Raw genomic sequence first — 11,429 nt, 5'->3', positions numbered from 1 at the left:
CGCGCCGCCCGCGGCCCCGCCTCGGCAGGCGGATGCGCCCGCCCCGCCCCCCCCGCCCGCCGGTAATTTTCAGGCGGATTTCTGCCCGTATGCGCTAGGATTGTCGGCGCAATTCCCCAACCCGATGTCCGCCTCCTCTGGAGAAACCCCGCATGACCTCCCTAGACTCGTTCGCCATCACCAAGAAGTGGCCTGCCCAGCATCCCGACCGCATCCAGCTGTATTCGCTGCCCACGCCCAACGGCGTGAAGGTGTCGATCCTGCTGGAGGAAATCGGCCTGCCCTACGAGCCCCACCGGGTGGCTTTCGACAAGCAAGACCAGTTTTCTCCGGAATTCCTGTCCCTTAGCCCCAATAACAAGATCCCGGCCATCCTTGATCCCAACGGCCCGGGCGGCAAGCCGCTGGCGCTGTTCGAGTCGGGCGCCATCTTGATCTACCTGGCCAGCAAGACCGGCCAGTTCATCCCGACGGACACGGCCGAACGCTACGAGACGCTGCAATGGCTGATGTTCCAGATGGGCGGCATCGGCCCCATGTTCGGCCAGTTGGGGTTCTTCCATAAATTCGCCGGCAAGGACTACGAAGACAAGCGCCCGCGCGACCGCTACGTGGCCGAGGCCAAGCGCCTTCTGGGCGTGCTGGACCAGCGCCTGGAAGGCCGCGACTGGGTCATGGGCGAGGAATACACCATTGCCGACATCGCCATCTTCCCGTGGGTACGCAACCTGGTCGGCTTCTACGAAGCGGGCGAGCTGGTCGGCTTCCCGCAGTTTGCGAACGTGGCCCGCGTGCTGGAAACGTTTGTCGCGCGCCCGGCCGTGGTGCGGGGCCTGACCATTCCGAGCTAGGCATGGAACTGCGCCAGCTGCGTTACTTCGTGCGCGTGGTCGAGGCCGGCAGCATCGGCCGCGCGGCGATGTCCATCGGCATGGTCACGTCGGCCCTCAGTCAGCAGATCAGCCGGTTGGAGGGCGAACTGTCGACGCGGCTGTTGCAGCGCAGCGCCAGCGGCGTGGTGCCGACCGATGCCGGGTTGGCGTTTTTTCGGCAGGCGCAGCTGGCCTTGCGCCACGCGGATGACGCCGTGCAGGCCGCGCAACAGGCGCGGCTGGCCGGCCACGTCAGCGTGGGCCTGTCATCAACCACCGCCGCCATTTTGGGCGCGCCGTTCCTGCAAGCCATGAACGAACGCTACCCGGACATCCGGCTGCATCTGGTCGAGGCGCTGTCGGGCCACCTGGCCGACATGCTCAACGGCCGGTTACTGGACCTGGCCATCGTGTTCCAGGCCGAATCCGCGCGCCGTTGGAGCATCATGCCGCTGCTGGACGAGCCGCTGTTCCTGTGCGCGCGTCGCGACATGCCCGGGGTGCCGGGCGGCGACACGACGCGGCTGGCCGACATTGCGCATCTGCCCCTGGTGCTGCCCAGCGGCCGCCATGGCTTGCGCGCGCTGGTCAACAACGCCTTCCTGCAACTGGGCCAGACGCCGCGCGTGGTGGCCGAGGTGGATGGCTTGTCGCTGTTGATGGACGTGGTGCAGCTGGGCAGCGCCGCCACCATCCAGCCCAGCTCCGCCACGGCGCGTATTGCGCCCGGGCAGTTGCACATGGCCCGCATCGACGACGCCCACTTGTTCCGCCCCAATCTGCTGGTCAGCCTGTCCGACGACGAACTGTCGCCCGCCGCGCTGGCCGCGCGCCTGGTGCTGGCCGACGTCTCGCGCACGCTGGCGCAACAGGGCAAATGGGCCGTCGTGGCCCTTCACGATTCGTGAAGACCCGTTGACGCCCGCCTGATATCGCGGACGCCGCCCCGTCAGTACAGTCAGCCCATTGAATTGGGGACGATGGCATGGTGGACGTCTTGGTGGTGGGAGGGGGCAACGCGGCGCTGTGCGCGGCCCTGATGGCGCGCGAGGCCGGCGCCAGTGTGTTGCTGCTGGAAGCCGCGCCGCGCGAATGGCGCGGCGGCAATTCGCAGCACACGCGCAATCTGCGCTGCATGCACGATGCGCCGCAAGACGTGTTGATCGACGCCTATCCCGAAGAGGAATACTGGCAAGACCTGCTGAAAGTCACAGGCGGGCAGACCAACGAACATCTGGCGCGCCTGGTCATCCGCGAATCGTCCACGTGCCGCGACTGGATGCGCCGCCATGGCGTGAACTTCCAGCCGCCGCTGTCGGGCGCGCTGCATGTGGCGCGCACCAACGCCTTTTTCATGGGCGGCGGCAAAGCGCTGGTGAACGCGTATTACCGCAGTGCCGAAGCGCTGGGCGTGCAGATCCGCTACAACGCGCCGGTCGATGCGCTGGAGCTGGAAGACGGCCGTTTCAAGGCCGCCCGCATCGGCGATGAACGCATCGAGGCGCGCGCCTGTGTGCTGGCGGCGGGTGGCTTCGAGTCCAACCGCGAATGGCTGCGCGAGGCCTGGGGCCAGAACGAACGCGGCGAATGGCCGGCCGACAATTTCCTGATCCGCGGCACGCGCTTCAACATGGGCGTGCTGCTGAAATTCATGCTGGACGCGGGGGCGGACGGCATCGGCGACCCTTCGCAATCGCACTGCGTGGCAATCGACGCGCGCGCGCCGCTGTACGACGGCGGCATCTGTACGCGCATCGACTGCGTGTCGCTGGGCGTGGTGGTCAACCGCGACGCCGTGCGCTTTTACGACGAAGGCGAAGACTTCTGGCCCAAGCGCTATGCCATCTGGGGCCGGCTGACCGCCATGCAGCCCGGGCAGATCGCCTATTCCATCATCGACGCCAAGGCCATCGGCCGCTTCATGCCGCCCGTGTTTCCGGGCGTGAAGGCGGACACGCTTCCCGAACTGGCCGACAAGCTAGGGCTGGACCCGGCCACCTTTGCACAGACCTTGCGCGACTACAACGCCGCGTGCCGTGTCGGTACCTTTGACCACACCGCGCTGGACGACTGCCACACAGAAGGCATCGCGCCCGCCAAGACGCATTGGGCGCGGCCCATCGACACCGCGCCGTTCTACGGCTACGCGCTGCGCCCCGGCATCACCTTTACCTATCTGGGCTTGAAGGTGGACGACACCGCCGCCGTGCGCTTTAACGACGTGCCCAGCGACAACCTGTTCGTGGCCGGCGAGATGATGGCCGGCAACGTGCTGGGCAAGGGCTATACGGCCGGCGTGGGCATGTCCATCGGCACGGCGTTCGGCCGCATTGCCGGCACCCGGGCCGCCGCCGCCGCGCGCGCCCAGACCCTTGCAAAGAGCGCGACATGAAGCAGCTTGAAGCCCTGGCCCGCGAGGCCCAGTCGTTTTCCACCCCGCATGCTTCGACGCCCGGCAGCCCCGCCGTGGCCGAGCAACCCGCGATGCCCGCCGCCATGGTCGAACACCCCGTCCAGTGGCGCGGCAAGAACGCCAAGCCGCAAGCGGACGCATTGACCGAAGACGAAACCGAGGTGGCGCGCGTTATGCAGATCTGCAACGCCTGCCGCTATTGCGAAGGCTTTTGCGCGGTGTTTCCCGCCATGACGCGCCGCCTGGAATTCGGCAAGGCCGACCTGAACTACCTGGCCAACCTGTGCCACAACTGCGGCGCCTGTCTGCACGCGTGCCAGTACGCGCCGCCGCATGAATTCGCGGTGAACGTGCCTCAGGCCATGGCCAAGGTGCGGGTGCAGACCTACACCGATTACGCCTGGCCGGCCGCGCTGGGCTCGCTGTACAAGCGCAACGGCCTGGCTTTGTCGCTGGCCACCGCCGCGGGTCTGGCGCTGTTCCTGGTGCTGGCCGTGTTGATGGCGGGCGGCCTGTTTCATGAACCCATGGCCGGCAATTTCTACGCCGTGTTCCCGCACAACACGCTGGCGCTGATGTTCGGCGTGGTGTTTGGTTTTTCGATGTTGGCCCTGGGCGTGGGCGTCACGCGCTTCTGGCGCAACGTCAGCCCGGGGGCGGCATCCGGCGCGGCGGTGGCCGAGGCCGCGCACGACGCGCTGCGCCTGCGCTATCTGGACGGCGGCCACGGCAAGGGCTGCAACAACGCCGACGATGCGTTCACCTTGTGGCGCCGGCGTTTTCATCACTTCACCTTTTACGGCTTCATGCTGTGTTTTGCCGCCACCTGCGTGGCCACGCTGTACCACTATCTGCTGAATCAGCAGGCGCCGTATCCGTTGCTGAGCGCGCCGGTGTTGCTGGGCACGGCCGGGGGCATCGGCTTGCTGATCGGGCCGGCCGGTTTGCTGTGGTTGAACATCAAGCGCCATCCGCAACAGGGCGACGCGGCACAGAAGCCGATGGATCGCGGCTTCATCGTGCTGCTGTTCCTGACCAGCGCCACGGGGCTGGCCTTGCTTGCCGGGCGCGATGGCGGCGCGATGGCGCTGTTGTTGGCCATACACCTGGGCGTGGTGATGGCCCTGTTCCTGACGCTGCCCTACGGCAAGTTCGCGCACGGTATCTACCGTTCGGCGGCGCTGCTGAAGTGGTCTATCGAAAAGCGCCAGCCGAACAAGCTGCAACTGGGCTCCGATTGATCTGACCCGACCCGACCCCACCCGCGCCACGCGGGCATGACGGCGCCCCGGCGAGGGCGCCGCATCCGATGACAAACGAGGAGACTTCAATGATCCAAACCCGACTGCTGGCGCGCGTTGCGCTGGCCGCCTGTTTGCTGCCGGCGTTGCCGGTGGCGCACGCGCAATCCTTCCCGACCAAGCCCATCACGCTGGTGGTGCCGCATTCCGCCGGGGGCACGTCCGACATCCTGGCGCGCACGGTTGCGGCGCAAGCGGCCAAGACGCTGGGCCAGACCATCGTCATCGACAACAAGGGCGGCGCCAACGGCACCATCGCGGCCAAGCAGGTGGCCTCGTCCGCGCCGGACGGCTACACGCTGCTGCTGGCTACCGCCAGCACGCATGGCATCAACCCGTCGTTGTACTCGCGCATTTCGTATGACGCGGTGAAGGACTTCACACCCGTCACGCTGTTGGCCACGGTGCCCAACGTGCTGGTCATCGGGCCCAACGTCAAGGCGGCCAGCGTGCAGGAATTGATCGCCTACCTGCGCGGGCAGGGCGACAAGACGAACATGGGATCGGCGGGCGCCGGCACGCCTGGCCATCTGGCAGGCGAGATGTTCAAGAGCGCGGCCAAGCTGCAATTCACGCACGTGCCGTACAAGGGCGGCAGCCCGGCCATCACGGATTTGATCGGCGGTCAGATCGACTTCATGTTCACCACCATTCCGGGCGTGTTGCCGCACGTGAAGGCAGGCACGCTGCGCGCGCTGGCGGTGACCTCGCCCGAGCGTTCGCCGGCCATGCCCGACGTGCCGACGATGGCCGAGTCCGGCCTGCCCGGCTTCCAGGCGGTGTCGTGGCACGGCGTGGTTGCGCCGGCCGGCACGCCGCCCGAGGTGGTCAACAAGCTGAATGCGGCGTTAAGCGGTGCGCTGGCCGCGCCCGCGGTCAAGCAGCGCCTGATGGAAGAAGGCGCGGCCGCGTCCACCCTGAACACCGCCGCGTTCGGCACGTTCATCCAGAGCGAGATCGCGTCCTGGGCGAAAGCGGTGAAGGATTCGGGCGCGACGGCGAATTGATGCACAGGGGGCGAATGGCGGCCGCCGGGCCGCCGATCGCACCCGCGAATCACAGCCTTGCCGTCCCGGCGCGCCGTACACCGGGGCTTGCGGGCCCCGGCCAGCATGCTAGGATCGCCGCCATGTTGACGACCCTGTTGCTTGCCCTGCTGGCTGCCGCGCCCGCCGCCCCTGCCGCCGACCCCGTTTCGTCCTATCCCCTGCAATGCCTGTACGCCGCCAAGCACGAGGGCGGCTCGCTGGAATCCGAGGACCATTGCGCGCGCGTTGACGGCGACACGCTGACCTTCGCTGCCCAGGCGCTGGCGCGCATGGATTTCAACGCGGACGGCTTGTCGCCGGCATACACGCACGGGTCATGGCGATGGGTACGGCCCGACGGCAAGTCCGTGGCCGTGGTCACGTACGACAATTTCGCCGACGACTTTGAAGACGGGCTGACGCGCGGGCCGTGGTCAGGCGGCATGGCGTATTACGACGCCCAGCTCAATCGCGTCATCACGACGCCTTACGATTGGGTCGACCGTTTTGAAGGCGGGCTGGCCGTGGTGTGCCAGGGCTGCCGCAAGGTGCCTGCCGCCGGGGGCGAGCACTACTACATGGCGGGCGGCCAATGGGGCGCTATCGACCGCCAAGGCCGGGTGGTGATGCCTTTGCGTCACGAAGCAGCCAGCTTGATGCAGGACGTGGAAGCCGCGCGCGCGGGCGCCGACACGCGGCGCTGAGCGCCTGCCGGTCGTTCTCAACCGGCACGCCGCATTACCCTCCAGCCATCAGCTTGCCCAACGTCACCATGCCTTGTTCCATGTCGACGCTCCAGGGGTGCCCGTGGTTAAGACGCATGAAATTTCCGAACGCGCCCGATGACGAAAACAACGGCCCTGGTGCAATGCTGATGCCGTGATCCAATGCCGCCCGATGCACCTTCAGCGTGTCGATATGCTCGGGCAGCTCTACCCAAACGAAGTAGCCGCCGGCCGGGCGCGTGGCGCGCGTGCCTTTGGGAAAGTAGCGCGCCACGGCCTGCAATAGTTCGCCCTGCTGCAATGCCAGCGCCTGCCGGAACTGGCGCAGGTGGCGGTCGTAGCCGCCTTTTTCCAGATAGGCCGCGATGGCGGCCTGGGTGGGCGCGGCGGTGGCCAGGCTGGTGGTCAGCTTGTTGCGCATGATCTGCCGGGTGTAGCGTCCCCCCGCCACCCAGCCCACGCGATAACCCGGCGCCAGCGTCTTCGAGAACGACGAGCAATGCATCACGATGCCCTCCTTGTCGAACGCCTTGGCCGGGCGCGGCCGTTGTTCGCCAAAGTACAGCTCGCCGTAAACGTCGTCTTCAATCAGCGCCACGCCGTGGCGCGTCAGCAGCTTGACCAGCGCTTCTTTCTTGCTGTCGGGCATCAGGCTGCCCAGCGGGTTCTGAAACGTGGTCATCAGCCAGCAGGCGCGCGGACGGTGCTGCACGATGGCGCGTTCCAGTGCTTGCAGGTCGATGCCTTCACGCGGATGCGTGGCCACTTCGATGGCGTGCAGCTGGTTGCGCTCCAGCGATTGCAGCGCGGCATAGAAGGTGGGGGATTCGACGATGACCGCATCGCCCGGCTGGGTCACCGCCGCCAGGCTGAGGTTCAGCGCGTCCAGCGCGCCGTTGGTGATGATGATGTCGTCCACCGGCACCGACAGGCCATCGGCCAGATAGCGCAATGCAATGGCGCGGCGCAGCGCCGCGTCGCCCGGGCTGAGGTCGTCAATGGAACCCCACGGATCCAGCCGCTGCGCCGCCGACGCCATGAACTTGCCCAGCCGCGCGTAGGGCAGCAGCGACGGGCTGGGAAAGGCCGAGCCAAACGGCACCATGTCGCGGCGCAGCGTGGCGTTAAGCACTTGCAGCACGTTGTCGCTGACGTCCACCGGGTGACGCCCGGCGGTGGCGCTGGACAGGGCGTCGGGTTCCGGTAGCGCGGCGTGCGGGGCGCGCAGCACGTAGTAGCCGGACCGATCGCGCGCGCGGATCAGGCCGCGCGCTTCCAGCAGGTAATAGGCCTTGAACACCGTTGACGGGCTGACGCCCCGGCTGGTGCTGGTCTGCCGCACCGAGGGCAGGCGGTCGCCGACTTGCAGCAAGCCGGAACTGATGGAGGCGGTGATGTCTTCGGTCAACCGTTCATAGCGCTTCATGGCGGTGTCGTTTCAAAAAGGGAAAAAGAGGGGCGGGGCGGTACGCGGGTGTGACGGTGCGCCGTCATGTCGACATGCCGATGGCGCGCATCAGAAGCCGCAGCGCGTAGGCCGCCACGCCCAAGGTGGCGACGCTGGCGGCCCACAGCAGCGCCAGCCACAGCAGGCGGCGCGGCCAGGCAGATGTTGTCCAGACACGCATCAATGGAACTCCTCGCCGGTACGAACCTTGCCGCGAAACACGTAGTACGACCACGCCGTGTAGGCCAGGATAATCGGAATGATCAGCAACGCGCCGACCAGCGCGAAGCCCTGGCTTTGCGGCGGCGCGGAGGCCGTCCAGATGGAGACGTCAGGCGGAATGATGGCGGGCCAGATGCTGATGCCCAGGCCCGTGTAGGCTAGAAACACCAGCGCCAGCGACAGCATGAACGGCCCGGCGGCGGGCGTGGCGCGCACGCGCCGGATCAGCTCGAAGCCGGCGGCGGCCACCAGCACCGGCACCGGGAAAAACCAGAACATATTGGGCAGGCTGAACCAGCGCTGCGCGATATGCGGCTGCGCCAGCGGCGTCCACACGCTAAGCACCGCGATCACGGCCAGCAGCGTCAACGTCAGCGGCCGGGCGATATCGCACATGTGGCGATGCAGCCGACCTTCGGTTTTCATGATCAGCCAGGTGCAGCCCAGCAAGGCATAGCCCACCACCAGCCCCACGCCGGTGAACAGCGAGAACGGGCTGATCCAGTCCCACGCGCCGCCGTGAAAGGCGCGTCCCACCACCGGAATCCCTTCGATGTAGGCGCCCAGCGTCACGCCCTGGAAGAACGTGGCGGTGACCGAGCCAAAGACAAAGGCCAGGTCCCAATAAGGGCGATGATGTTCGTCGGCCTTAAAGCGGAATTCGAACGCCACGCCGCGAAACACCAGGCCCAGCAGCATGAACACCAGCGGCAGGTGCAGCGCGCTGAGGATCACCGCATACGCCAACGGAAACGCCGCCATCAGCCCCGCGCCTCCAAGCACCAGCCAGGTCTCGTTGCCGTCCCAGACGGGGGCCACGGTGTTGACCATGACGTCGCGTTCATCGCGGTTGCGGATCAGCGGAAACAGAATGCCGATGCCCAGGTCGAAGCCGTCCATCACCACGTACATCATCACGCCGAACAGAATGATGACGGCCCATATCAATGCAAGGTCGATGCCCATGGCGTCAGACTCCGGAACGGTTGTGCGGCGCGGGTTCCACCCCCGCCAGCGTGGACGCCGCGGACAGCGGGCGTGACGGCTGGCGCGCTTCACCCGGGCCACCCGACAGTGGCGCGTGGCCGGGCGCGGGGCTGGGGCCCATGCGAATCAGGCGCAGCATGTACGACACGCCCGCGCCGAACACCAGCAGGTAGACCGCCACGAACAGGGCCAGCGTCAACGTCAGTTCGCCAACGCCATGCGGCGTGGCCGCCTCGGCCGTACGCATCACGCCGTAGACGATCCAGGGTTGACGGCCGATCTCGGTGACGTACCAGCCGGCCAGCATGGCGACAATGCCGGACGGCCCCATCCACAGCGCAAAGCGTTGCAGCGCGCGCGACTCGTACAGCCGCCCGCGCCAGCGTGTCCACAGCGCCCAGCCGGCCAGCAGAATCATCAGCATGCCCAGCCCGGCCATGATGCGAAACGACCAGAACACCACGGCGGCATTGGGGCGGTCTTCGGGCGGATAGGACTTCAGCCCCGGGAACTGGCCGTCCCAGCTATGCGTCAGGATCAGGCTGCCCAAGCGCGGCACGTTCAGCGCAAAGCGCGTTTCTTCGCGCGCCATGTCGGGAATGCCGAACAGCGTCAGCGGCACGCCCACGCCGGGTTCGTTGTCCCAATGGCCTTCAATGGCGGCGATCTTCGCGGGTTGGTGCTTCAGGGTATTGATGCCATGAAAGTCGCCCACCACCGCTTGCAGCGGCGCCACCAGCAGCAGCATGCCCATGGCCATGGCGAACATCTTCTTCACGGCGGGGCTGCGGTCGCCGCGCAGCAAATGCCACGCGCCGGACGCGCCCACCATCAACGCGGTGGCCAGGAAGGCGGCGATGCCCATGTGCGCCAGGCGATACGGAAACGAGGGGTTGAAGATCACGGCCAGCCAGTCGGTGGGCACGACGCGCCCGTCCAGGATCTCGTAGCCGGCCGGCGTCTGCATCCAGCTGTTTGACGCCAGGATCCACGTGGCCGACACCAGCGTGCCCAGCGCCACCATGATGGTCGAGAAAAAGTGCAGGCCCGGGCCGACGCGCGTCCAGCCGAACAGCATCACGCCCAGGAAGCCGGCTTCCAGGAAAAAGGCGGTCAGCACTTCGTACGCCAGCAGCGGCCCCGTCACGCTGCCTGCGAAGTCCGAGAAAAAACTCCAGTTGGTGCCGAACTGGTACGCCATCACCAGGCCGGACACCACGCCCATGCCGAAGTTGACGGCAAAGATCTTGGTCCAGAAGTGATACAGGTCGCGATAGACGGTTTTGCCCGTGCGCAGCCAGAAGCCTTCCAGCACCGCCAGGTAGCTGGCCAGGCCGATCGTGATGGCGGGAAAAACGATGTGAAATGAAATGGTGAACCCAAACTGTATTCGGGCAAGCAATAGCGCGTCGCCATGCATAGCGGTCTTCCTGATAAACGGGTGTCCTACCTGTCGAACGGTAGATCCGCAGCGCGATGCAGTACAGATTCAGAAATTGAATAAAAAAGCGGATCAGATTGGGCGGACGGACGCGTAAAGCCAGGCGGGATGCCGGGTCTGGCGCTGTACCCGGATCAGGCCCGCGTCATGATGGTGTCCCTGAAAAACGACGCAGACACTTGCCATGCCCTGCGTGGACGGCGGCGGTTCCCGATCCCGGTTCGTTCGGCTACGATGGGAGCCCGCCGTTGGATCCACTTTCATCGACGTTTGCCGCAGGCCGCCGTCCTTCGCCCCATAGATACCCGAGAGTCATGAGCATCACCAAAACGAAGGGCACGTCCAGTAAAGCCCAGGCCTTGCCGCACCGCATCCGCGACCAGTTGCGCTATGAGATCCTGACGGGCGCCTTGCCCGCGGGCACGCCGCTAAAGCAGGACGCCCTGGCCACGCGCTTTCAGGCCAGCCGCATTCCAGTGCGCGAAGCGTTGCGCCAGCTGGAAACCGAAGGGCTGGTGGCGTATCACCTGAACCGGGGCGCGGTCGTCATCCGCATGGACGTGGACCAGATCTGTGAGCTGCTGGACATCCGCATCGCGCTGGAAGGCTACGCGGTGCGCGCGGCCGTGCCCAACATGGCGCGGGCTGACCTGGACACCTTGGAAGCCATCCTGAAGGCCTACGACGAGGCCGATTCGGTGTCGGAGTGGGCCGAGCTGAACCGCCGTTTTCACCTGGCGCTTTGCGCGCCGGCAAACAACACGCGGCTGCGTCGGCTGATCGAGGAATACGGCCTGAACACGGACCGCTACACGCACGAGATGATGTCGCAGGCGACCGGCAAGGAAGGGCCGCAGGCGGATCACTACCGCATCCTGGAAGCCTGTCGTGCGCAGGACGGCGCGTTGGCCGCGCGCCTGGTGGAAGCGCACATCATCGAAACCAAGAAAAACCTGGTCGCCATGCACCGCATGCGCGAAGACGGCTGAACGG

11 protein-coding genes are annotated in these 11,429 nt (G+C 66.5%); 7 read left to right on the top strand and 4 right to left on the bottom strand.

The window, feature by feature from the left end; genetic code table 11:
- Positions 1-152 precede the first annotated feature (152 nt).
- The 6 genes from YH64_RS15565 to YH64_RS15540 all read left to right on the top strand — a co-directional run bounded on the left by YH64_RS15565 (position 153) and on the right by YH64_RS15540 (position 6,318).
- Positions 153-851 (top strand): glutathione binding-like protein, encoded by a 699-nt coding sequence (locus tag YH64_RS15565; RefSeq protein ID WP_046805131.1) that lies wholly within the window; start codon positions 153-155, stop codon positions 849-851.
- Positions 852-853: 2 nt separating this feature from the next.
- Complete coding sequence (locus YH64_RS15560; RefSeq protein ID WP_046805130.1) at positions 854-1,780, top strand: LysR family transcriptional regulator; 927 nt, start codon at positions 854-856, stop codon at positions 1,778-1,780.
- Between the two features lie 77 nt (positions 1,781-1,857).
- Positions 1,858-3,264 carry an FAD-dependent tricarballylate dehydrogenase TcuA gene (gene tcuA / locus YH64_RS15555; RefSeq protein ID WP_046805129.1) on the top strand — a complete coding sequence of 469 codons (1,407 nt, stop codon included), beginning with the start codon at positions 1,858-1,860 and terminating at the stop codon, positions 3,262-3,264.
- Positions 3,261-4,526: a tricarballylate utilization 4Fe-4S protein TcuB gene (gene tcuB / locus YH64_RS15550; protein WP_046805128.1), complete on the top strand. Its 1,266-nt coding sequence runs from the start codon at positions 3,261-3,263 to the stop codon at positions 4,524-4,526. The genes tcuA and tcuB overlap by 4 nt, the downstream gene beginning before the upstream one ends.
- Positions 4,527-4,615: 89 nt before the next feature.
- Positions 4,616-5,593: a tripartite tricarboxylate transporter substrate binding protein gene (locus YH64_RS15545; protein ID WP_046805127.1), complete on the top strand. Its 978-nt coding sequence runs from the start codon at positions 4,616-4,618 to the stop codon at positions 5,591-5,593.
- 122 nt (positions 5,594-5,715) lie between these two features.
- The gene (locus YH64_RS15540) at positions 5,716-6,318 is read left to right on the top strand and encodes a WG repeat-containing protein (protein WP_052946029.1); all 603 of its coding nucleotides are present in this window, start codon (positions 5,716-5,718) and stop codon (positions 6,316-6,318) included.
- 34 nt (positions 6,319-6,352) lie between these two features.
- Here YH64_RS15540 and YH64_RS15535 read toward each other — a convergent pair whose 3' ends face one another.
- The 4 genes from YH64_RS15535 to YH64_RS15520 all read right to left on the bottom strand — a co-directional run bounded on the left by YH64_RS15535 (position 6,353) and on the right by YH64_RS15520 (position 10,415).
- Positions 6,353-7,765, bottom strand: a complete 1,413-nt coding sequence (locus YH64_RS15535; protein ID WP_046805126.1) for a PLP-dependent aminotransferase family protein — start codon at positions 7,763-7,765, stop codon at positions 6,353-6,355.
- 64 nt (positions 7,766-7,829) lie between these two features.
- On the bottom strand, positions 7,830-7,967 hold the full coding sequence (locus tag YH64_RS15530; protein ID WP_082134497.1) for a DUF2474 family protein: 138 nt from the start codon (positions 7,965-7,967) through the stop codon (positions 7,830-7,832).
- Positions 7,967-8,974, bottom strand: a complete 1,008-nt coding sequence (gene cydB, locus YH64_RS15525) for a cytochrome d ubiquinol oxidase subunit II (protein WP_046805125.1) — start codon at positions 8,972-8,974, stop codon at positions 7,967-7,969. Before cydB ends, YH64_RS15530 begins: the two co-directional genes overlap by 1 nt.
- 4 nt (positions 8,975-8,978) lie before the next feature.
- Entirely contained in the window at positions 8,979-10,415 is a 1,437-nt protein-coding gene (locus YH64_RS15520; protein ID WP_046805124.1) for a cytochrome ubiquinol oxidase subunit I, read from the bottom strand.
- 335 nt (positions 10,416-10,750) lie between these two features.
- Here YH64_RS15520 and YH64_RS15515 point away from each other — a divergent pair, with 335 nt between their 5' ends.
- The gene (locus YH64_RS15515; protein WP_046805123.1) at positions 10,751-11,425 is read left to right on the top strand and encodes a GntR family transcriptional regulator; all 675 of its coding nucleotides are present in this window, start codon (positions 10,751-10,753) and stop codon (positions 11,423-11,425) included.
- The last annotated feature ends 4 nt before the right edge of the window (positions 11,426-11,429 follow it).

Origin of the sequence: Achromobacter sp. LC458, assembly GCF_001005835.2 — a bacterium.
Classification (GTDB): domain Bacteria; phylum Pseudomonadota; class Gammaproteobacteria; order Burkholderiales; family Burkholderiaceae_B; genus Achromobacter; species Achromobacter spanius_B.
This window is presented reverse-complemented; position numbering and strand designations above follow the sequence as displayed.

Coding starts and splice junctions, on each gene's coding strand:
- YH64_RS15545 (WP_046805127.1), top strand. CDS start 4,616: ATGATCCAAACCCGACTGCTGGCGCGCGTTGCGCTGGCCGCCTGTTTG.
- YH64_RS15520 (WP_046805124.1), bottom strand. CDS start 10,415: ATGCATGGCGACGCGCTATTGCTTGCCCGAATACAGTTTGGGTTCACC.
- YH64_RS15535 (WP_046805126.1), bottom strand. CDS start 7,765: ATGAAGCGCTATGAACGGTTGACCGAAGACATCACCGCCTCCATCAGT.
- YH64_RS15515 (WP_046805123.1), top strand. CDS start 10,751: ATGAGCATCACCAAAACGAAGGGCACGTCCAGTAAAGCCCAGGCCTTG.
- cydB (WP_046805125.1), bottom strand. CDS start 8,974: ATGGGCATCGACCTTGCATTGATATGGGCCGTCATCATTCTGTTCGGC.
- tcuB (WP_046805128.1), top strand. CDS start 3,261: ATGAAGCAGCTTGAAGCCCTGGCCCGCGAGGCCCAGTCGTTTTCCACC.
- YH64_RS15565 (WP_046805131.1), top strand. CDS start 153: ATGACCTCCCTAGACTCGTTCGCCATCACCAAGAAGTGGCCTGCCCAG.
- YH64_RS15540 (WP_052946029.1), top strand. CDS start 5,716: ATGTTGACGACCCTGTTGCTTGCCCTGCTGGCTGCCGCGCCCGCCGCC.
- YH64_RS15560 (WP_046805130.1), top strand. CDS start 854: ATGGAACTGCGCCAGCTGCGTTACTTCGTGCGCGTGGTCGAGGCCGGC.
- YH64_RS15530 (WP_082134497.1), bottom strand. CDS start 7,967: ATGCGTGTCTGGACAACATCTGCCTGGCCGCGCCGCCTGCTGTGGCTG.
- tcuA (WP_046805129.1), top strand. CDS start 1,858: ATGGTGGACGTCTTGGTGGTGGGAGGGGGCAACGCGGCGCTGTGCGCG.